Below are 19,579 nucleotides of genomic sequence, written 5' to 3'. Positions count from 1 at the left end.
GGCTGTTTTTCGATTCGTGATCCGAGTTAATCCGCCCCCGAGGGTCCAAAAACCTCAGCGAAGGTTTTTCTAAGCGCGTTGTCCACATCATCCATCGCGACCGGAAGACCCAGATCGACCAGAGAAGTCACGCCATGGTTCGAGATGCCGCAGGGTACGATCCCAGAGAAATGGCTCAAATCCGGTTCGACATTGATCGAGATGCCGTGAAAGCTGACCCATTTACGCAATCGCAGGCCGATCGCCGCGACTTTGTCCTCGGCTTTTTCGCCTGCTGGCGTCAGCGGCTTGTCATCCCGTAGCACCCAGACACCAACACGGCCGTCGCGGATTTGCCCGGTCACGTTGAACTCGGCCAAAGCTGCGATCACCCAATTCTCAAGCTGCTTTACAAACTTGCGCACATCCCTGCCGCGTTTGTTCAGGTCCAGCATGACATAAGCAATGCGCTGCCCCGGACCATGATAGGTGTATTCACCACCGCGTTTTGACGTATAGACTGGAAATCTGTCCGGGTCTTTCAGGTCTTCGACCTTGGCTGAAGTGCCCGCTGTGTACAGGGCAGGGTGCTCAAGTAGCCAGATACACTCATCCGCCTCACCCGCCGCGATATCGGCAACGCGCGCCTCCATAAAGGCGATGGCCTCATCATAGTCGGTCAATCCGTCAGTAATCTTCCATTCCATGCCGGCTCCTTAGCGGCTGGTTGCATGGATGGAAAGGGCCTAGGCCGCTTCGGTCAAACAGCGCTGCAGGACCTGCGCATAGGTGTCCGCCCCCTGCGCTCCGGTCAGCAGATACTTTCCGCCAAACACCATTGAGGGCACGCCGGAAATGCCACGGCTGGTCCAGTATTGCTGCTTCTCTCGGACCGGGCCGACATGAGCGCCCGATTCCAGCGCCGCGCGCGCTGCGTTCCGATCCAGACCGGCGGTTTCGGCGGCCTCAAGTAGGATATCGATATTCGAGACGTCTTTTTGATTGGTGAAATAGGCCTCGAACAAGGCCAGTTTCAGCGGATGCTGGCGCCCTTGAGCCTCGGCCCAGTCAAGAAGCTGATGCGCGGCAAAGGTGTTTACGATGCGGCTGTCGTCGTCAAAGGCGAAGGTAAAGCCCAGGTCAGTCCCGATTTGCGTCAATCGATCTCGCATCGCTTGGCTTTGTTCCGTCGAGGAGCCGTATTTCTCGGCAATGTGCTCACGCAGGTTCTGACCCTCGGGCGCCATGTTTGGGTTCAATTCGAACGGATGCCAGCGCAACTTTGCCAGGATATTTTGCTGTTTGAGCGCCAGATCCAACTGCCGGAATCCAACAATGCACCAGGGGCAAACCACATCCGAGACTATGTCGATCTGAACGATGGGGCGAGGGTCGGGCGAGGTCATGGCGGGGCTCCTGACGGGGTCATTCGGACGACAACCTGTTAAAGATAAGAGCGCCGAATGGGAATTCAAACCAACGTGATTTTTGCCTCTTCACATCTTGATCATCAAGGTCTATACGCCCCACTACCAAGTCACTAACAGTGCGGTCGTGGCGGAATTGGTAGACGCGCAGCGTTGAGGTCGCTGTGGGGTAACACCCGTGGAAGTTCGAGTCTTCTCGACCGCACCAAGTCATTGGATTTCATTCTTTTTAGGCCGAAATTCGCGACGCCTTCGGTGCGTTCAGTCGACGTGTCAAAGCCGGTCGCCAGCCGCCCGCTGTTAAGCAAGGTAAAGGCGCTGGCAGCCAGGATTCTGACCAGGTGTCAAGTTTCTTAGGTGTCCGGCGTTGCGTTACCGGGCAGGGACCTGCAGCTCAATACGGCGGAAGATCAGTGTGATAATGCCTGCAATGATCAGATAGATCAGTGCCAACAGCAGCAGCGGCTCATAGACAACAAAGGTGTCCGCCCGAATTCTTGACGACACAGCGTAGATCTCAACCACTGTTATCGTCGCCACCAGCGGGGTTGCTTTCAGCTGTAGGATCGTCTCACCGCCTAGTGTCGGCAGCACGCTGCGAATGGCCTGAGGCAGCCAGATCCTGCGGAACATGGTAAACCGAGGCATGCCAAAGGATTGCGCCGCTTCGAGTTGACCCTTCTTAACGCTGGCAAAGGCACCGCGCATGATTTCGCCCTCGTAGCCTGCGTACGACAAGGTCAGGGCCAGAACCGCATAGGGCCAAGCCTGTCGCAGATAGGGCCACAGCTCGCTGCCGCGTATCCATGGAATCTGAGGGAAAAGCGATCCAAGCCCATAGTATAGCAGCCAGATCTGCAAAAGGATGGGCGTGCCACGAATGATCGTGCAGAACACCCGCGCCGGTGCCGACAGATACCAGGGCCCAATCGCCTGAGCGAGGCCCAGCGGAACAGCCAGCAAGAACCCAAGCACACAGGTGACGGCCAACAGCCAGATGGTTCTCCACAGACCTTCAAGTGCCAGGGGCGCATAGGTTGGAATCCAATCCCAGCGCAGTGAGACGGCGCACCAGATAACGAAAGCAGCAAAAAGTGCCATCAGCACGATCCGATGCGGCTGCATGAGTGCTCGCCAGTCCATTATCGGCTTCCTCCCTTCAACGAAGGCTGCCCACGACGGGCCCATTTCTCGATACGCGCGAACACGACACCGGAACAAAGCGTGACGATCAAGTACAAGGCACCTGCAGCAAGGAAGAAGGTGAAATAGGCGCGGGTGCTGGCCGCGGCCTGACGGGTCTCCAGCGTCAATTCGCTAAAGCCGACAATGGCCAGCAGGGCCGTATCTTTAGTTGCAATGAGCCACAGATTGGCCAATCCAGGCGTGGCAAAAGACATCATCGCGGGAATTGTCACCCGCCGCATCAGCAGCAGCGAGGGCATGCCATAGGCGCGGGCGGCTTCGATCTGTCCGGTGGGAACCGCTTTGATTGCGCCCCTGAGAACCTCGGTCGCATAGGCGCCCTGAACGATGCCCAAAACCCAGATGCCGGCAACGACGCCGCTGATTTCGACGCGGTCATACCCCATTGCCTGCGCGGCCTGATTGATCAGGTCGGTCCCGACGTAATACAGGATCAGGATCAGCACCAGTTCAGGCACGGCGCGCATTACAGTCGTATATATGCCGAGCAGGTCACGTGTGACCGGCCCGCCATATAGTTTTCCATAGGCCCCGAAAAGCCCGATGATCAACCCGAAACCGAACGCTCCAAAAGCGATCTGCAACGAGTTAGAGAGGCCACGCAGAAGGTTGCCGCCCCATCCCGGAGGACTAAGGGCAAGCAACTCCATGCTTTGGGCCAAACCCAGGCTTTCGAGGATAGCTTCCACGGCGAACCTTACTCGCTATAGATGCTGGCTGTGAAATAGCGCGAGGTGATTTCGTCATGCGTGCCGTCGGCAAGAATTGCCGCGATACCCGCATTCAGCTTTTCACGCAGCGCGTCATCGCCCTTGCGGACACCCGCGCCGACGCCGCGACCTAGGATCGAGACGTCATTTTCGACCGCGCCTTTGATTTCACAGCAGGCACCGGTGTCAGATGAGACGAAATCCGCCATGGCGATGCTGTCGGCTTGGGTCGCGTCGATACGGCCGGCGAACAGATCCTGGTTGGCTTCGTCCTGAGTCTGATACACCCGGATTTCTCCCGCATCCTTGAAATGCTCGTTGGCATAGGCCTGATGGATCGTGGACGCCTGAATACCGATGATCTTACCGGCCAGAGATTCTGGTGTCGGTTCAATGTCCATCGACTTGTCGGCGACGATAACGGCCGGAGTGTTGTAGTAAGGGTCGCTGAAGTCGATCGTTTTCATGCGCTCTTCGGTGATCGACATCGACGCCATCAGGGCATCAATCTGCTGACCGGTCAGCGAGGGGATGATACCGTCCCACGCAACCGGAGTGATCACACACTCAAGCTCGGCGGCGGCACAGACCGCATCAATAACCTCGATCTCCCAACCGACCCATTTGCCAGAGGCATCCAGCGATGCGAACGGCGGATAAGGCTCGGCTGCGATCCCGATCTTGACTTCATCTGCGCCAGCCGTTCCAGCCGAAAGCACAGCAGCAGCCAAAGCGGCCACGATTAGCTTTTTGTTTTTCATTGATATTCTCCCTGTTTGATATTTTGTTTGTTCAGCCGACTGATTTTAGGAATTGTTGCAGCCTTGCGGATTTTGGATTGTCGAAAAGTTCGTCGGGTGGCCCCTGTTCCTCGATCTTTCCTTCGAAAAGATACACAACATGGGTCGCAACCTCGCGCGCAAACTTCATCTCATGCGTGACCAGCAACATGGTTCGGCCCTCGGCCGCCAGATCGCGAATTACGGTCAGTACTTCACCAACAAGTTCTGGATCTAACGCGCTGGTTGGCTCGTCAAACAACATTACGCTGGGATCAACGGCAAGAGCACGCGCAATCGCAGCGCGCTGTTGCTGACCGCCTGACAGAAAGGAAGGGAATGTATCCGCCTTGTCGCCAAGCCCAACGCGCTCAAGCAGCTGGTGCGCGCGTTTGATCGCCTCGTCCCGCGGCACTTTCAGCACGTGAACGGGCACCTCGATGACATTTTCCAGCAACGTGCGGTGGGTCCAAAGGTTGAAGGCCTGAAACACCATTGCCAGTCGGGTGCGGATGCGTTCCAGCTGACGCCGGTCCTTAGGCGTGCCATCCGGGCGCATCTCAATCGGCTCGCCGTTTACGACGATTTCTCCGGAACTGGGCGTTTCAAGGAAATTGATACAGCGAAGGAACGTGGATTTCCCCGAACCACTGCCTCCGATGATGGCGACGACATCACCCTGATGGGCAGTAAGTGAAACGCCTTTGAGAACTTCGAGCGAGCCAAAAGACTTGTGCAAGTCAGTGACCCGAATGGCTTCATCCGGCGTGGTTTCTGGGTCAGCGTTCATTTTGCAGTTTCATCCCTCTCAACCGTTTTTTTACTTGCAGCTTTAGCAAATCCCTACAATTATGCAACTGTATAATTATAATTTCTGGAAAGATAGATGTCGGATCACGCAACAAAATTCAAGCGAGAACCCGCGGAGCAGCGCAAAGAGGCGCTGATCCAGGCCACGCTGTCTTTGATCGCCGAGCAAGGTTTGCAAGGTGCGACCGTTCGGGCGATTGCCGAGCGGGCCAGTGTAACTCAGGGTCTGATCCGGCACTATTTTTCTTCGAAAGAAGATTTAATTACAGCAGCTTATGACTTTCATATGCGGCGACTGACGGATATGACGTCGGCCCCTGCAGACGGAGATTATAGCACAGCTAGATTGCGGCTGGCGACGTTTGTAACGACCGGGTTGACCCATCCGGTGGTCGATCCGGGGTCAGTGTCCCTATGGGCGGGCTTTTTGAACAAAGTTCTGGCGGACGACAAAATGCAGGCGATCCATGAACAGACATATCGGGATTTTCGTGACCGCTTGGAATCACTCATTGCTGATGCGCTGAACGAGGTAGGCATACCAGCCAGCCCGGCGGAACTGCGCAGGTTGGCTATCGCATGCAACGCCGTGGTCGACGGCTTGTGGATGGAAGGCGGCGCCCTGCCATACGCCTTTGAGCCGGATGAGCTGCCCGAGATTGGGCTGGCATCGGTTGGGGCAATTATCGGTGTTGAATTGACGGATCTTGAGCAGAGGCAGACATGAAGAAAACAGCGATTACCGAACGCCTTGCCGGCCTGGGTGGCGCCAAATGGGAAGTTTATCTCAAGGCCAAGGAACTTGTCGAGCAGGGGCAGGATATCATCGAATTGACCATTGGCGAGCCGGATGTGCCAACGCCCGCCGAACTGGTGGAAAGCGCTGTGGACGCTTTGCGCGCCGGGCGTACCAACTACTCCAATGGGCGTGGTGAGGCTGGACTGCGCTCTGCACTGGCCGATCGTTATTCGGCCAGATCCGGGCGCACGATCACGGATAATCAAGTGCTGTGTTTTCCAGGCACCCAGACCTCGCTTTTTACCGTCCTGATGGGCGTGGCCGAGGCGGGTTGCGAGGTGCTGGTGGGCGATCCGATGTATGCAACCTATCAAGGTGTGGTACGCGCAAGCGGTGCGGATATTGTGCCGGTTACATTGCGGCCGGAAAACGGTTTTCGTATTTCTGCGGATGATATCGCGGACAGGATTACCGCGAAGACCACTGCGCTTTTGTTAACCACACCGCATAATCCTACCGGGTCGATCCTGACACGCGAAGACATAGACGCAATCGGCAAGCTGGCTATCGAGCATGATCTATGGATCATTTCTGATGAGGTTTATGAAGAACTGATCTTTGACGGATCTGTGTTTACCTCACCCCTGTCGCGGTCCGAGTTGGCGGATCGGGTAATCGTCGTCTCGTCGATATCAAAATCCCATGCCGCCCCCGGATTCCGCAGCGGTTGGTGCATTGGCCCCGAGGAGTTTACCGCGCGCCTTTTGTCGCTGTCGGAAACCATGCTGTTTGGAAATCAGCCCTTCATCGCCGACATGACCGAGACGGCTATTCGCAACGGATCAACCGTGGCCGAAGGCATGGCGCAACGGTACGCCCGCCGCGCCCGGATGCTGAACGACAGGCTGCCGAACGAGACACATCTGCGTGTGCATCTTCCACAGGCAGGTATGTTTGCGATGATTGATGTCTCGGCCACCGGGATGAATGGAAACGAGTACGCCTTTCATCTGCTCGAACATGGCAAAGTCGCGGTGATGCCGGGGCCGTCTTTCGGTGACACGGTTGATAACTGGGTCCGTATCGCGCTGACGGTGGACGACGCGATCTTTACCGAAGCCTGTGACCGGATCGTTGCCCACGCGACCCAACTGCAACTGGAAAACGCATGACGAGCATTGGTGAGGCGCTGGTTGATCAACTGGTCAGGCGCGATGTGGATACCGTGTTTGGCATCCCCGGCGTGCATACGGTCGAACTGTACCGCGGGCTGGCCGCATCGGGCATTCGCCATGTTACCCCACGACACGAGCAGGGGGCAGGGTTCATGGCTGATGGTTATGCCAGGGTATCCGGCAAGCCCGGCGTTGCCTTTGTGATTACCGGCCCCGGTCTGACCAATACACTCACGGCGATGGGGCAGGCTCGGGCAGACAGCGTTCCGATGCTGGTTGTGTCTGGGGTCAACACGTTGTCCAGTCTTGGCAAAGGGCTTGGTCACTTGCATGAGTTACCGGATCAACGAGCGATGGCGCGAACAGTCGCTCTGTCATCGGACCGAGTTGAAAAGTCAGTTGAACTAGCAGCCGCGTTGGACCGCGCCTTCGCCCCGTTTCAATCCGGTCGCCCAGGGCCAACACATATCGAAATCCCGCTAGACGTTGCGGGGGACGAGTTTGCTGGTCCGACCGATGCTGCGAAAGGTCCTGTCGATAAGTCTCTTGATCCGGCGCTTCTTGACCGTGCTGCCAAGCTACTGGGGTCGGCAAAAGCGCCGGTCATTCTGGTCGGCGGCGGTGCGCGCAGCGCCGGCAGGTCGATCCGGCAGCTGGCCGAAGCGCTGGATGCGCCGGTTGTTCAAACCGTGAATGCGCGCGGGTTGATGTATGATCACTCGTTGAGCGTGCCTGCAAGCCCAAGCCTGAATTCAGTGCGTGCTTTGATCGAACAGTCCGACGTGGTTCTGGCTTTGGGGACTGAGCTGGGCCAGACGGACTACGATATGTACGCCACCGGCACGATGGCTGAAATGCCATCCCTGATCCGTGTGGACCTATGCCCCGATCAGCTGAAGCGCCACGCGGCGGACATTGCCATTGTTGGTGATGCGGCGATGGCAGCGGCCGAGCTTGTGGATCGGTTTGCCGCATCGCCCAAGTCGGCAAACGGTGCCGCGCGCGCAGCTACTTCGCGGCAGAACGCGGTCGAAGAAATCGGGCCGGAAATGCAGGCGTTACTGGCTGTGCTGAACGCCATGCGCGATGCAGTCCCTAACGCGATCATGGTGGGCGATTCTGCTTATCCGATCTATGCAGGAAACCTTTACTACGATCATGATCGGCCCGGCGGGTGGTTCAACGCCGCGACCGGGTTCGGAGCGCTTGGATATGGCATACCCGCCGCGATCGGCGCTGCATTGGCGGACGCTGACGCTCCGGTCATTTGTATCGCAGGCGACGGCGGGGCGCAGTTCAGCCTTCCTGAGCTGATGTGCGCCGTTGATGAAAAACTGCCGATCACCTTCGTGATCTGGAACAACCACGGTTATCAGGAAATCGCCACATCAATGCAGGCGGTCGGTGTGACTGTGCTGGGATGCGATCCGACCCCACCGGATTTTGAAAGCGTCGCCCGGTCGTGCGGCATGCCGTTCTGGCGCACTGGCCCCGACCCGTTGGACGTGGCCCAAGCTTTGTCGTCTGCACAATCCCAAGATGGCCCGCGGCTTGTTGAAATCCGCGCGCCAAACCAATCACACTCTTGATGAAAAGTGAGACCGAAAATGACTGACCCGACCTATGAATTCTCGCGCGCGATCACTCGTCGCCCAGCAGCGTCCATCACCGATGGTCTGCGTGCAGAAGATATCGGTACGCCGGACCTAGACCGAATGCTTGCATCTCATGCGCATTATGTTGAAACCCTCAAGAAAACCGGAGCAGAGGTTATCGAACTGGCTCCCCTTGAGACGTATCCGGATGCCGTCTTTGTCGAAGATACCACACTGTGTCTTCCTCAGGGTGCGGTGATGATGCGCCCCGGTGCACCCAGCCGCATGGGTGAGGTGGCCGAGATGGAGCCGACAATCCGCGGCGTTTATGACGAGGTTCGGCAGATCGCTGGGCCCGGCCATATTGAAGGCGGGGACATTCTGGTAACGGGTCGCGAAATTCTGGTTGGCCGGTCAGATCGGACCGATGCGGCCGGTGTCACAGAGCTGACCGAAATCGTTTCCGACTGGGGCCACACCGTACGCGAGGTTTTTACACCACCGGGCGTGTTGCACTTCAAAACGGATTGTTCGTTGCTGGATGGGGAAACCATCCTGTCCACGAAGCGGCTGGACGCATCCGGCTGCTTCGAAGGGTATCGGGTTCTGCATGTGGCAGAAGGCGAAGAAGCCGCTGCAAACTCGATCCGGTTCAACCAATTTGTCCTGGCTCCGGCCGGCTTCCCGCGTACCACCGAGATGTTGCGCCAGAACGGTTATGATGTGGTCGAAATCGACAATGTGGAATGCGCCAAACTGGATGGCGGAATGTCATGTCTGTCGCTGAGATTCTGACCTGATTCACGACGATTCAGAACCGACTAACCTTGAACCAGCCAAATGCGTCCTGCTGCAACCAAAAAAGAGTGGGCGCATTTTGGCGTGATTAAGGTTAGCCGCTTCAACCACATGGATATTCATTCGAAATAGTATGATCCCTACCCAGTGGGTGTAGCTTTGCACCAGTTTCGCGCAGTATTTCTTTTGCACCCAAATCCCATCTCGCCCGTGCTTGCCGGGTTGTGTATGACTTGGGCAAAGAAGTTATGGCAGGAAATACATGTCCCAGGCGCTCACCGTATTCACGACGATGAAGAACGAAGGCCCCTATATGCTGGAATGGGTCGCATTCCACAAAACACTGGGAGTCGATCACTTTGTGATCTTCACCAATAGCTGTGAAGACGGCACGGATGCCATTGCCCGCAGGCTGCAGGAATTGGGTCTTGCCACACATGTCCCGAACGAGGTCAAAGAAGGGGGAAACCCGCAGCATCAGATGCTACGGCGCGCGCGGCGTCAGCCCAAAGTGAAAGAGGCCGACTGGCTGATGTGTCTGGATGTTGATGAATTCTGGAACATCCGCTGCGGTGACAACAGCTTTGCGGCGCTGATCGCAGAAACCGAACAGCGGGCCGGAAAGCCGGTGGATGCGATCTCATTCGCGTGGAAATTGTTTGGTAGTTCGGGGAATATCAGCTTTGAAGACAAACCTGTGACCGAGTCCTTTTCGATGGGGGATCAGGAATTCCCGTATCATTCCGGCCGGGCCTATGGTCTGAAAACCCTGTTTCGTAACAACGGAAAATTTACGCGGTTCGGCCCGCATCGCCCGAAAGGGGTCGAAGAAGGGAAAGAAAGCGAAATCGCTTGGTCCGATGCCGGTGGCAGGCTGTTTCCGTCCGAGAAGGTCGGGTGGCGCGCATGGAGGAAATTTGATCATTCGCTGGGGCGGATTCATCACTATTCCGTCCGGTCTTTGGATGGGTTTCTGGTCAAAAGGGATCGGGGCCGGACCAATCATATCCGCGTAGACCAAGGGCAAGCCTATTGGCAGGACATGAATGCCAACAAAGAAACAGATCACTCGATACTGCCAGCAGCGCATCGCGCGGCCCCATTGCTGGCCGAACTGAAAGCCGATGAAGAACTCGGCTGCCTGCACGCGAAGGCATGTGACTGGCATCGCACCAAGATATCAGAGATCAAGTTGCGGCCTGACTGGGTGGATTTCCGCCTCTGGCTTGCGGAAAATCTGGTCTGATCACTATGGCAGAAGACCTTTCAAAAGAGCAGCTCAAGCCTGATCACCCCGATCGTAAGACGGGGTATGAACGGATTCTGACAGACCCTGCGCCCCCTTGGTTTGTCGAGCTGTATCCAGGTGGGGACGGGACCGGGTTTCTGCAAAAGCTGAACAGACACTCGGTTTTGTTTCATCAAAGGTCTGCGTCCCGGCTTGTGGTCAGCTTTGACAACATTGCCAATGCCAACGACCTGTCTTTTTCCCGCGAACCTTGGGGCTGGAAGTTCTTCCGTGACGAAGGCTGGTCCCATATGGGGATATTTGCGCGGACCAAAGCCTGGTACCGCGATCCCGAGATCATCTCGTATTTTCAGACCCAAGCGGATCAGGGTTTTTTTGCACAGTTTGATCAGGTTGTGTTTGCGGGCGCTTCGATGGGCGGATTTGGAGCGCTGACATTCTCGGCCCTTGTTCCCGGCGCCAATGTCATCGCTTTCAATCCGCAGACAACGCTGGATGAACGGCTGGTCCCGTGGGAGACCCGGTATCGGTTCGGGCAGGTGCAAGACTGGGATCTTCCCTTTAGCGATGCCACGCAAACCGTTGAAAATGTGGGGAAAGCCTACGTTTTCTATGATCCCTTTTTTGATCTTGATCGCCAGCAGGTGACTCGATTGAAAGGCGATAATGTCGTGCTGCTGAAGACATGGTTTTCAAACCATTTCGCGGCCCCGATGCTGCGCAAATTGGATATACTGAAGCCGGTTATGCTCGAGGCGATGGACGGCACACTGGAACCCCAGGCCTATTACCGGATGATGCGGGCGCGGCGGCGACTGCCTTTGTATATGCGTGGGATCGAGGCGATTGGCGGCGAACGTCACCCACAGCTTGTTGCGCAAGCAAGGCAGAGGTTCCGACGGCTGCGGCGCGCAGCCTTGGCCGAAGCAGCCTCATGAAGCCCGAAAAGGGGGTCTTTATCGGCCAGCGCAAAGACCGGATGGGTGCCCGGTTGCTGATGATGCTGACCTGCATCCGGTTGGCCGAGGATTTTGACACCAGCTATCGGGTCAACTGGTTTCCCAAAGGTGCGGATGCGCCAGAGCTGGACCAGCCGCAAGAATTGTTCTCACAAGAGTGGATGGATGAGCATTTCCTGAGCACCGAATCCTTTGATGCTCTAGGCGAGAACTCCCTGCCGATATGGTCGTTTCAGGGCGATGCGACACCGGATCGGCTGATATCCCATCTGAATACCGGCCGCTCTGTTGTCGTCGAGGAAGGCTTTGAGGTTCTGGCCTTTCAATGGGAAGATGTCGAGCAGATCCGCCCCCGGTACAGAGAGTTCATCCATAGGATCGGGTTCACGGATGAAATCCGGAACATTATGGAAAAGGCAGATGCCAAACTAAGTGGCAAGGGGGTGTCGGCCTATCACATTCGCCGTGGCGACATCCTGAATGGCCTGCCGTGGAAGCATACGACCTGGCCGGCAAAGATCGAACCGGAAGAACTGTATGCGGCGCATCTTGGAAAAAACGCAGGGTGTGCCGCGATCATGTTTTCAGATCAGCCCGAGCTTGTGGCCCGATTCCAAGTGCAGTTTCCGCACCTTATGCAAATGTCAGATATCGCGGATCTTTCCAGTCTGACCCGCGCACAACGAGACTTTTTGGAACTCTATACCATGTCGCGCGCGGATCAGGTGATAGCACCGTTTATCTCGGCGTTTTCCATGGCAGCAGCGCGGATTTCCGGGCAACAAAGGAAGGTTTTTCGGGATGTTTTAGCGGAAAAGGACATCAACCAGGCCAACGAACAGATGATTGAACGGTTGCGCCTTGGCCCGGAAGAATTTCTGAATCTCTCAGAAGCCGCTCATATCTATTCCAAAGCGTCCTTTTATCTTCATGGTTTGGGCGCTGGAGATCGGGCTGAAGAGGCATTGGAACTCGTTCAGCCGCTGATGGATGCAGGTTCTGATAATGCCTTTGTGCCGCTGCTTCAGGCATTGAATTACTTTTACCTGAACCGATGGGCTGAAGCGTTGGAATTGACGGAAGAGGCCCTGAAGAACCCACATATCTGGCCGGAAGATTTTGCAGTCGCTACGGCACTAAAGGCAGCAATCTTGGGGGGGCAGAAAAAGCGCTGGATGGCAGCGCAAGTGCTTAGCCGGGCGTTCTGGACCAAGCCAATGCGCCCGGATGTCATCATATTTGGCTCTCGGCTTTTGTATCGCGATCAAATCGCCCATCGCGCTATGCCGCCGATAGATTGGGCAATGCAAAAGATTATTCGGAGGCCTTGGTTCAACTATAATTCCCACGTTGCCCAAAGAAAAGTTCTGGTGCGCTTGCCCTGTAATTTTGACCTGATCCTATTGGATTGGGCTAGTCTGTCCGTAGATCAAAGGGCGCGCCGTCTAACCTCCAACAGATCCCGTTTGCAGACTTTGGCTGACGGGCTGGAAAGCTCAACTCAGTTACCCGAGGACGTTCGCATTTCCCGCGAAGACCCGCGCTTTGAAGGGGTCCAATCTTTGCTGCGTTTGCATTTGGGAGATACATCTTTGGCGCAGTCTTTGGATATTGCGCGGAAAGTGGCCAAGCGCCTTCCGGATAACCCGTTATACTTAAAGCGACTGGCCGAACTGTATGAGAAAGATGGAGATTTTGTAAACGGAAGGCTGGCCATGGCAGATGCGTTGGCCTGTGATCCGGGAAACCCATTTCTGGTCTTTGCGATGGGGCAATACCTTGAAAGGAACGGGGCCGAAGAACAGGGGCAAAACCAAATTATTCAGGCTGCGGAACTGGATGACAATACAGCGGCGATTCAAGGCGAGGCCGGCAGGATATACCTGCAACGAGGTGAAAAGCAGAATGCGCGCGTTCATCTTTCCAAGGCCCACGCGCTGTGCCCAACCCTGAAACGATATTCCAATCAGCTGAAACGTGCGGGTGGAAAATAGACGAATTTCTCTTGGTGACCGGCTTGAATACCGGTAGTTTGCGGTCAAAATCTTAAACAAATCTCCGATACCACCGGGGCAATGAAAACAAGCAGGGCAGTCAGGTATGGCCGAACAGGATCCTCGATATATCAGCGTTACCCCTATGAAGAACGAAGGACCATTCGTTCTTGAATGGATCGCCCATAATCGTGCCATTGGTGTGGACCAGATTGTGGTCATGACCAATGACTGTACCGATGGTACTGATGCCTTGCTGCAGCGATTGCATGACCTTGGCATTGTCACGCATGTCGACAACAACTCGAGACGTCAGACCAGCCCGCAAAAACGCGCCTATAACGCCTTTCTGAAAATGGAAGTGGCCCGTCCACAGGATTGGGTGATCGTTATCGACGCGGATGAACATATTAACGTCAGAACCGGCGACCATACATTGCGTGCGCTGACGGGTGCCATGCCGGATGCAAAAACGATTTCAATGACTTGGCGTCTATTCGGAAACGCCGGCATTGTTCGGTACGAGGACCGTTTCCTGTCGGATCAGTTTCGCCAAGCTGCACCTGAGCGTATTTTTCGACCGCCGCAAGCTTGGGGCTTTAAGACTATGTTCCAACGCGGCGTATGGGATGCGCTCGGTGTCCATCGACCGAAAAGGCCGACCGTTGAAACGATGGAAGAATGCCATTGGTACAACGGATCCGGTCAACCGATGCCCGAAAGGTATTTTACTGCCAGTTGGCGATCGGCGCGGGACTCCGTCGGGTACGAGCATGTTCAGATCAATCACTATGCTCTGAAATCCTGTGAAAGTTATCTGGTCAAGAAAATGCGTGGTCGGGCCCATCATCTGGGGGAAAGCCTTGGGATGGAATATTGGAACATGATGAACCAAAACGCCGAAACTGAGACCTCGATCGACACAATCCTCGATCGGAAACGGGCTTTGTATTACGAAATGCTGTCAGACGCTGAGACGGCCCGCCTGCACCATATGACCTGCGATCTGCATCGCCAACAGGTTGCCCAGTTGCGCGAACAACCCGAGATGCAAGACCTCATGCGTCAGATGACCGCCGGGTTCTCAGCCAAGGCCGAGACCTGAGGTCGCTTGGCGAATAGGAACGTTTCATGCTCTGGCTACACATAGGAATGCCCAAGACTGGGTCGACTGCGTTACAGGGGTTTGTTCGCAAAAACGGTCAAGTGATGGCTGGGGCCGGATTACACTATATGGAAACGGGCCGCAGGCGAACCGAGGGGCAGGGGCGTCTGGCCAGCAGTCATAACCTGATTGCCTTCCACATGAACCAAACCGAACAGCCGGTCACCGCCCTGCGCGAAGCGATGGCAAGGGAATATGCTGAGCATGAGGATAAGGCATGCTTGGTATCGTCTGAGATGTTGTATTCAGTCGATCTGCACAAACTGGCCGAGATTTTCGCTGAGATCCCCGCGCGTGAGATGAGGATTGCTTTCTACTGCCGTAGATATTCTGACTTTTTCGAAGCCGACTACAAACAAAGGGCAAAGAACGGCAGGCTTGCCGGGGGCGGTTCTGAATATATTCGTACCCAGCTGGACGAGATACGTGCGCATCCTGAGCGTTTCAGCTTTGCCAGTGCTGCGGCTCGGATAAGGTCAGCTTTTCCGGGCGTCTCGTTGGTGCCTATGCTGTATGAGCGCTCTGAAATGGCTAATGGCAACATTATCGATGATTTTCTGAATCGCATCGGCGTCCAACTGCCCTTGGACAGCAAGACCGAAACATCGTCCAATCCTTCGCATTCAAGAGCCGCGTGTGAGGCGTTTGGTGTGGTCACTAGGGCTATGGGACGCAAGAAAAGTCGCCAGTTGCGACGTCGGGCTGTCGATGATCCCGTGATGATGCGTAAGAATGATGTGCTTGAACCGGATGAACGCGCCTGGCTGGACGCGTTTATGGCAAATGAAGATGTGAGTTTTCATCAAGAGTTTTTTCCCGACCGGACGCAGCTTTTTGCCCCTGTCAGGTTGAGCATGCATGATCAGTCGTTTCGCCGGGACACAGCTGCGGAATATCAGGCGCTGCGCCAGGCATCCGAGATCGTGTTTCGCATGGCGCTAGAGGGTTAAGCCCTTATTCGACGGTAATTTCCTGGCGCTGCCGGCCAGTGGTTTTGTCAAAGATCAGGATGCGATTGTCATCAGTCACAACCGCAAACCAGTTGTTTCCAATGGTGACCGCCTGCGCTGTTGCGCCATCGGGCAACTCAACCTGATCGGGCAGGGTGGGGGTCCGGTCCGATAGCCGGATGACAATCAGTGCGAATGTCACTAGAACCCCGCCAATCATCACCGCGGTCAGCAGCATGACCATTCTCCGCAGCAGGCGAAGCTGCGGCGTTTCCTGCGGTTCTTGGGGTTCGGAAGGGACAGTCATGGGCACTCGCCAGATTGAGTTTCAAATCGCGGCCGATCCGCCGCCCCGCCTTGATAAGGCGCTTTCCCGCGATGTGCCAGCGGGGGAAAGCCTGTCGCGGACCCGATTGGGGAAGCTGATCGAAGGGGGGGCCGTGATGATCAACGGAACCGCTGCCCGCGACCCCAAGGCCCAGGTGGCCGAAGGCGCAGTGGTGGCGATCACTGTGGCCGAGGCCGAAGACAGCCATATCGGCCCGGAAGACATCCCGCTGGAGGTCGTATTCGAGGATACCGACCTGATCGTGGTCAATAAACCTGCGGGTATGGTCGTGCATCCTGCGCCCGGCTCTCCGAACGGGACATTGGTCAATGCGTTGCTGCATCACTGCGGTGATGACCTGTCTGGCGTAGGCGGCGTAAAGCGCCCCGGCATCGTGCATCGTATCGACAAGGAAACCAGCGGGTTGCTGGTGGTGGCCAAATCCGACGCGGCCCATCACGGGCTTGCCGCGCAGTTCGAGGCGCATAGTGTCGAACGCTATTATCGCGCCATCTGTTACGGTGTCCCGGATGCCAATGATCCCCGGTTGCGCGGCGTCAAAGGTGTCAGCTTTGAGCCCGGAAACATCATGCGGATCACCACTCAGCTGGCCCGTCACAAGACAGACCGGCAACGACAGGCTGTGCTGTTTCACGGTGGTCGCCACGCTGTCACGCGCGCCCGCCTGGTCGAAACGTTTGGGGCGCCGCAGGGGCTGGCTCTGATCGAATGCTGGCTGGAAACGGGCCGCACACATCAGATTCGGGTTCACATGACCCATGCCGGTCATGGTCTGGTCGGTGATCCGGTTTATGGGGGCAAGCGGAAACTCGCAGCCAAAGCCTTTAGCGCGGCTGCCGCAGAGGCCGTACGAGACTTTCCTCGTCAGGCGCTTCATGCTGCGGTTTTGGGTTTTGAGCACCCGATATCGGGTGAAAACCTTCGCTTCGAGGCTGTGTTGCCGGATGATATGGAAAATCTGATTGAACAGCTGCGCACACCGCTGACATAATAAGCAAAGTTACGTGAATAACGTTTTCTTAGGTTTCCTTTATCAAACGTTAATTTCAAACTGTTAACGGTACCTCTTGAACGGATCGGGACGACCTCCCATATCCATGTTAACGACTTAAACATTTGTCGGAGGGACAAGAAACATGGCCAATTACGCAAATCTCCCCGCGCCGACGCCGGAAGGCGGGCTGAACCGCTATATGCAGGAAATTCGGAAGTTTCCCCTGCTGGAGCCAGAAGAAGAATACATGCTGGCCAAAAGCTGGGTTGAGAAGCAAGATACTGAAGCTGCACATAAAATGGTGACCTCCCACCTACGGTTGGCGGCCAAGATCGCTATGGGTTATCGCGGTTATGGGCTGCCACAGGCCGAAGTGATCTCCGAGGCCAATGTCGGTCTTATGCAGGCCGTGAAACGGTTTGATCCGGAAAAAGGGTTCCGGCTGGCGACCTATGCCATGTGGTGGATTCGCGCCTCGATTCAGGAATACATTCTGCGGTCATGGTCTTTGGTCAAACTGGGTACAACCTCGGCGCAAAAAAAGCTGTTTTTCAACTTGCGCAAAGCTAAGGCACGCATCGGTGCGCTGGAAGAGGGCGACCTGCGTCCGGAAAACGTGGCCCGGATCGCAAATGACCTTGGTGTGACCGAAGCAGAAGTGATCAGCATGAACCGCCGGATGTCCGGTGGCGACGCCTCTCTGAATGCGACCGTCGGGTCCGAGGGCGAAGGCACCATGCAATGGCAGGACTGGCTTGAGGACGAGGATGCCGATCAGGCGGGCGACTATGAGGCCCGCGATGAGCTCGACGCCCGCCGCGAGCTGTTGGCGGCTGCTCTTGAAGTTTTGAATGACCGGGAAAAAGACATTCTGACCCAACGCCGCCTGATGGATCAGGCCGTCACACTGGAAGAGCTGAGTACGCAGTACAATGTCAGTCGCGAACGCATTCGCCAGATTGAAGTCCGCGCTTTTGAGAAACTTCAGAAGAAGATGCGAGAGCTTGCCCGCGAAAAAGGGATGCTGGCCACAGCCTGACCTCTTCGTTTATTGAACGGACCCGGTGCGACATTGGTCGTGCCGGGTTTTCTATTTGTGTTAGCGCTAATGACACTCGGACTGAGGGCGATTACAACAGACCGGATCAAAGCCATAGGGGGTGTCCATGATGCAGAATCCGGTGAATTGGGGCGTATTGGGAGCTGCGAAATTCGCGCGGCAATATATGGCCCCTGCAATCCACGCAGCTGAGGGCGCGCGTCTGGCAGGCCTTGCGACGTCCGATCCCGCCAAAGCCGAACCGTTTCAGGCCTTTTGCCCGGATTTGACGGTTTATGACAGTTATGATGCGTTGCTGAACGACCCACAGATTGAGGCCGTTTACATCCCGCTGCCCAACCATTTGCATGTCGAATGGAGCCTTAAGGCACTGGACGCCGGTAAACATGTGCTGTGTGAAAAGCCGATGGCTATGACCGTGTCCGAATTTGCCCCATTGATCAACAAACGGGATGAGACCGGATTGTTGGCGGCCGAGGCTTATATGATCGTCCGACACCCTCAATGGAAGTTTGTACGCAAGCTGATCGCCGACAAGGCGATCGGGAATTTGGCCCATGTGACGGGTGCGTTCAGCTTTGACAGCCGGGCGGATACGGCAAACATTCGCAACCGGGCTGAGACCGGCGGAGGTGGGCTGCGTGATATTGGCGTCTATGTGATTGGCAGCGCGCGCTTTGTCACCGGGCAGGAGCCTGTTCAGGTCGAATCCGCCATCCGGTGGGAGGATGGGGTCGACGCTTTTACCGAGATTCGCGCTCAATTCCCGAATTTCACCTATTCCAGCTATGTCTCGATCCGAATGCATCCGCATCAAGAGATGGTGTTTCATGGCGACCGCGGCATGATCCGGCTGACTGCGCCGTTCAATCCGCGTGTGTTCGGAGAGGCGCGTGTCGAATTGCACCGCCCCGGCCTGGAAATACAGGTCACACGTTTCCCCGCGGACGATCACTATAAGCTGCAGGTCGAAGCTTTTTGTCGGTCGGTCCGTGAGGGTGCCGAATATCCGTGCCCGCTTGAGTTTTCACGCGGCACGCAGGAAGTGATTGACCGTGTGCTGGAGAATGCAGTGGCGCTGCCATGACTTGCCACGCTTCTTGAACCGCTGCAAAATCGGCTAACACCTTTACAGGAGGCATCCCGATGGCAGGTGGCTGGGCGCGCGACGGCGCAGTAAGCGAACAGATCGAGGCATCCATTTCGGATGAGCTGGCCCGAATGCAGGTCCAGAAACGGCCCGTAGGCGAAAGCCTGACCCATTGTGCCGAATGCGAAGAACCAATCCCCGAAAAGCGCCGCACAGCACTGCCTGGCGTGAAACTGTGCCTCGAGTGCCAGCAAGAACGTGACGGGGCGCATAAAATGCGCGGCGGTATCAACCGGCGCGGGTCGAAGGACAGTCAGTTGAGGTGAGTTTATTATGTTTGCTTTGAGCCCAAAGTAGAGGATGCCGCACAGCGCATCAAAGTCAGCTTTCCATCGGCATTGGTCAAAGCAAGCCGTGATTTCTGACCATACTTGGGAGACAATGGCCGACGTTTGTGATCTGTGGTGAAAACCGGCGCTAGCATGGATTTTGCCCTTGCGGTAGTTCCAACAATTGTACTGTATGGCATTAGAATTTTGGAGACCCTAAAT

The 19,579-nt window shown here is 56.0% G+C and carries 20 protein-coding genes and 1 tRNA gene; 14 read left to right on the top strand and 7 right to left on the bottom strand.

The features are described from left to right. Positions 1 to 26 precede the first annotated feature (26 nt). Together lipB and AC2FHX_RS05085 are read right to left on the bottom strand one after the other, a co-directional pair. Entirely contained in the window at positions 27 to 686 is a 660-nt protein-coding gene (lipB, locus tag AC2FHX_RS05090) for a lipoyl(octanoyl) transferase LipB (RefSeq protein WP_496700080.1), read from the bottom strand. A gap of 39 nt (positions 687 to 725) precedes the next feature. Next, positions 726 to 1,385, bottom strand: coding sequence for a DsbA family oxidoreductase (locus AC2FHX_RS05085; RefSeq protein WP_496700082.1), 660 nt, complete (start codon positions 1,383 to 1,385; stop codon positions 726 to 728). Positions 1,386 to 1,527: 142 nt separating this feature from the next. Between AC2FHX_RS05085 and AC2FHX_RS05080 the strand changes: the two genes are divergently transcribed. After that, positions 1,528 to 1,614 (top strand) — tRNA-Leu (locus AC2FHX_RS05080). Between the two features lie 164 nt (positions 1,615 to 1,778). Here AC2FHX_RS05080 and AC2FHX_RS05075 read toward each other — a convergent pair. From AC2FHX_RS05075 to AC2FHX_RS05060, 4 genes are read right to left on the bottom strand one after another with little or no spacing between them, the layout of a single operon-like run. Next, positions 1,779 to 2,549 (bottom strand): ABC transporter permease, encoded by a 771-nt coding sequence (locus tag AC2FHX_RS05075; RefSeq protein ID WP_425471946.1) that lies wholly within the window; start codon positions 2,547 to 2,549, stop codon positions 1,779 to 1,781. Then, on the bottom strand, positions 2,549 to 3,262 hold the full coding sequence (locus tag AC2FHX_RS05070; RefSeq protein WP_496700431.1) for an ABC transporter permease: 714 nt from the start codon (positions 3,260 to 3,262) through the stop codon (positions 2,549 to 2,551). The genes AC2FHX_RS05075 and AC2FHX_RS05070 overlap by 1 nt, the downstream gene beginning before the upstream one ends. A gap of 47 nt (positions 3,263 to 3,309) precedes the next feature. Continuing rightward, positions 3,310 to 4,083: a transporter substrate-binding domain-containing protein gene (locus AC2FHX_RS05065; protein WP_496700084.1), complete on the bottom strand. Its 774-nt coding sequence runs from the start codon at positions 4,081 to 4,083 to the stop codon at positions 3,310 to 3,312. A 31-nt stretch (positions 4,084 to 4,114) separates the two neighbouring features. After that, positions 4,115 to 4,891, bottom strand: coding sequence for an ABC transporter ATP-binding protein (locus AC2FHX_RS05060; protein ID WP_142634458.1), 777 nt, complete (start codon positions 4,889 to 4,891; stop codon positions 4,115 to 4,117). Between the two features lie 96 nt (positions 4,892 to 4,987). Here AC2FHX_RS05060 and AC2FHX_RS05055 point away from each other — a divergent pair, with 96 nt between their 5' ends. The 9 genes from AC2FHX_RS05055 (at position 4,988) to AC2FHX_RS05015 (ending at position 15,535) form a co-directional block, all read left to right on the top strand. Next, positions 4,988 to 5,638 (top strand): TetR/AcrR family transcriptional regulator, encoded by a 651-nt coding sequence (locus AC2FHX_RS05055; RefSeq protein WP_271946462.1) that lies wholly within the window; start codon positions 4,988 to 4,990, stop codon positions 5,636 to 5,638. Continuing rightward, entirely contained in the window at positions 5,635 to 6,822 is a 1,188-nt protein-coding gene (locus AC2FHX_RS05050; protein ID WP_496700087.1) for a pyridoxal phosphate-dependent aminotransferase, read from the top strand. The genes AC2FHX_RS05055 and AC2FHX_RS05050 overlap by 4 nt, the downstream gene beginning before the upstream one ends. Continuing rightward, the gene (locus AC2FHX_RS05045; RefSeq protein WP_496700089.1) at positions 6,819 to 8,414 is read left to right on the top strand and encodes a 5-guanidino-2-oxopentanoate decarboxylase; all 1,596 of its coding nucleotides are present in this window, start codon (positions 6,819 to 6,821) and stop codon (positions 8,412 to 8,414) included. Before AC2FHX_RS05050 ends, AC2FHX_RS05045 begins: the two co-directional genes overlap by 4 nt. An 18-nt stretch (positions 8,415 to 8,432) precedes the next feature. After that, positions 8,433 to 9,215, top strand: a complete 783-nt coding sequence (locus AC2FHX_RS05040) for a dimethylarginine dimethylaminohydrolase family protein (protein WP_271946472.1) — start codon at positions 8,433 to 8,435, stop codon at positions 9,213 to 9,215. Between the two features lie 265 nt (positions 9,216 to 9,480). Continuing rightward, complete coding sequence (locus AC2FHX_RS05035; RefSeq protein WP_496690735.1) at positions 9,481 to 10,464, top strand: glycosyltransferase family 2 protein; 984 nt, start codon at positions 9,481 to 9,483, stop codon at positions 10,462 to 10,464. Positions 10,465 to 10,469: 5 nt separating this feature from the next. Further along, entirely contained in the window at positions 10,470 to 11,405 is a 936-nt protein-coding gene (locus AC2FHX_RS05030; protein WP_496700091.1) for a hypothetical protein, read from the top strand. Then, positions 11,402 to 13,420 carry a hypothetical protein gene (locus AC2FHX_RS05025; RefSeq protein WP_496700093.1) on the top strand — a complete coding sequence of 673 codons (2,019 nt, stop codon included), beginning with the start codon at positions 11,402 to 11,404 and terminating at the stop codon, positions 13,418 to 13,420. Before AC2FHX_RS05030 ends, AC2FHX_RS05025 begins: the two co-directional genes overlap by 4 nt. Positions 13,421 to 13,526: 106 nt before the next feature. Continuing rightward, the gene (locus tag AC2FHX_RS05020; RefSeq protein WP_496690732.1) at positions 13,527 to 14,525 is read left to right on the top strand and encodes a glycosyltransferase family 2 protein; all 999 of its coding nucleotides are present in this window, start codon (positions 13,527 to 13,529) and stop codon (positions 14,523 to 14,525) included. A 47-nt stretch (positions 14,526 to 14,572) separates the two neighbouring features. After that, positions 14,573 to 15,535, top strand: coding sequence for a hypothetical protein (locus AC2FHX_RS05015; RefSeq protein ID WP_496700095.1), 963 nt, complete (start codon positions 14,573 to 14,575; stop codon positions 15,533 to 15,535). Between the two features lie 4 nt (positions 15,536 to 15,539). On the opposite strand, the gene AC2FHX_RS05010 is transcribed toward AC2FHX_RS05015, so the two are convergent. Beyond that, positions 15,540 to 15,842, bottom strand: a complete 303-nt coding sequence (locus AC2FHX_RS05010) for a DUF6476 family protein (protein ID WP_496700097.1) — start codon at positions 15,840 to 15,842, stop codon at positions 15,540 to 15,542. Here AC2FHX_RS05010 and AC2FHX_RS05005 point away from each other — a divergent pair. The 4 genes from AC2FHX_RS05005 (at position 15,841) to AC2FHX_RS04990 (ending at position 19,354) form a co-directional block, all read left to right on the top strand. Next, positions 15,841 to 16,875 carry an RluA family pseudouridine synthase gene (locus tag AC2FHX_RS05005; RefSeq protein WP_496700098.1) on the top strand — a complete coding sequence of 345 codons (1,035 nt, stop codon included), beginning with the start codon at positions 15,841 to 15,843 and terminating at the stop codon, positions 16,873 to 16,875. The two genes, AC2FHX_RS05010 and AC2FHX_RS05005, sit on opposite strands and share 2 nt — an antisense overlap. Positions 16,876 to 17,020: 145 nt before the next feature. Further along, complete coding sequence (gene rpoH, locus AC2FHX_RS05000; protein ID WP_142634432.1) at positions 17,021 to 17,917, top strand: RNA polymerase sigma factor RpoH; 897 nt, start codon at positions 17,021 to 17,023, stop codon at positions 17,915 to 17,917. A 130-nt stretch (positions 17,918 to 18,047) separates the two neighbouring features. After that, positions 18,048 to 19,025 carry a Gfo/Idh/MocA family protein gene (locus AC2FHX_RS04995; RefSeq protein ID WP_496700432.1) on the top strand — a complete coding sequence of 326 codons (978 nt, stop codon included), beginning with the start codon at positions 18,048 to 18,050 and terminating at the stop codon, positions 19,023 to 19,025. A gap of 59 nt (positions 19,026 to 19,084) precedes the next feature. Then, positions 19,085 to 19,354 carry a DksA/TraR family C4-type zinc finger protein gene (locus AC2FHX_RS04990; RefSeq protein WP_142634430.1) on the top strand — a complete coding sequence of 90 codons (270 nt, stop codon included), beginning with the start codon at positions 19,085 to 19,087 and terminating at the stop codon, positions 19,352 to 19,354. Positions 19,355 to 19,579 lie beyond the last annotated feature (225 nt).

It is taken from the genome of Ruegeria sp. CDSC042 (genome assembly GCF_059610745.1).
The sequence above is the reverse complement of the archived record's forward strand: the minus strand, read 5'-3'. Positions and strand labels throughout refer to the sequence as shown.

Excerpts from the sequence above, each read along its gene's own strand:
- rpoH (WP_142634432.1), top strand. The coding sequence starts at position 17,021 with ATGGCCAATTACGCAAATCTCCCCGCGCCGACGCCGGAAGGCGGGCTG.
- AC2FHX_RS05055 (WP_271946462.1), top strand. The coding sequence starts at position 4,988 with ATGTCGGATCACGCAACAAAATTCAAGCGAGAACCCGCGGAGCAGCGC.
- AC2FHX_RS04990 (WP_142634430.1), top strand. The coding sequence starts at position 19,085 with ATGGCAGGTGGCTGGGCGCGCGACGGCGCAGTAAGCGAACAGATCGAG.
- AC2FHX_RS05075 (WP_425471946.1), bottom strand. The coding sequence starts at position 2,549 with ATGGACTGGCGAGCACTCATGCAGCCGCATCGGATCGTGCTGATGGCA.
- AC2FHX_RS05070 (WP_496700431.1), bottom strand. The coding sequence starts at position 3,262 with ATGGAGTTGCTTGCCCTTAGTCCTCCGGGATGGGGCGGCAACCTTCTG.
- AC2FHX_RS05060 (WP_142634458.1), bottom strand. The coding sequence starts at position 4,891 with ATGAACGCTGACCCAGAAACCACGCCGGATGAAGCCATTCGGGTCACT.
- AC2FHX_RS05015 (WP_496700095.1), top strand. The coding sequence starts at position 14,573 with ATGCCCAAGACTGGGTCGACTGCGTTACAGGGGTTTGTTCGCAAAAAC.
- AC2FHX_RS05065 (WP_496700084.1), bottom strand. The coding sequence starts at position 4,083 with ATGAAAAACAAAAAGCTAATCGTGGCCGCTTTGGCTGCTGCTGTGCTT.
- AC2FHX_RS05040 (WP_271946472.1), top strand. The coding sequence starts at position 8,433 with ATGACTGACCCGACCTATGAATTCTCGCGCGCGATCACTCGTCGCCCA.
- AC2FHX_RS04995 (WP_496700432.1), top strand. The coding sequence starts at position 18,048 with ATGCAGAATCCGGTGAATTGGGGCGTATTGGGAGCTGCGAAATTCGCG.
- AC2FHX_RS05030 (WP_496700091.1), top strand. The coding sequence starts at position 10,470 with ATGGCAGAAGACCTTTCAAAAGAGCAGCTCAAGCCTGATCACCCCGAT.
- AC2FHX_RS05025 (WP_496700093.1), top strand. The coding sequence starts at position 11,402 with ATGAAGCCCGAAAAGGGGGTCTTTATCGGCCAGCGCAAAGACCGGATG.
- lipB (WP_496700080.1), bottom strand. The coding sequence starts at position 686 with ATGGAATGGAAGATTACTGACGGATTGACCGACTATGATGAGGCCATC.
- AC2FHX_RS05045 (WP_496700089.1), top strand. The coding sequence starts at position 6,819 with ATGACGAGCATTGGTGAGGCGCTGGTTGATCAACTGGTCAGGCGCGAT.
- AC2FHX_RS05005 (WP_496700098.1), top strand. The coding sequence starts at position 15,841 with ATGGGCACTCGCCAGATTGAGTTTCAAATCGCGGCCGATCCGCCGCCC.
- AC2FHX_RS05020 (WP_496690732.1), top strand. The coding sequence starts at position 13,527 with ATGGCCGAACAGGATCCTCGATATATCAGCGTTACCCCTATGAAGAAC.
- AC2FHX_RS05010 (WP_496700097.1), bottom strand. The coding sequence starts at position 15,842 with ATGACTGTCCCTTCCGAACCCCAAGAACCGCAGGAAACGCCGCAGCTT.
- AC2FHX_RS05035 (WP_496690735.1), top strand. The coding sequence starts at position 9,481 with ATGTCCCAGGCGCTCACCGTATTCACGACGATGAAGAACGAAGGCCCC.
- AC2FHX_RS05050 (WP_496700087.1), top strand. The coding sequence starts at position 5,635 with ATGAAGAAAACAGCGATTACCGAACGCCTTGCCGGCCTGGGTGGCGCC.
- AC2FHX_RS05085 (WP_496700082.1), bottom strand. The coding sequence starts at position 1,385 with ATGACCTCGCCCGACCCTCGCCCCATCGTTCAGATCGACATAGTCTCG.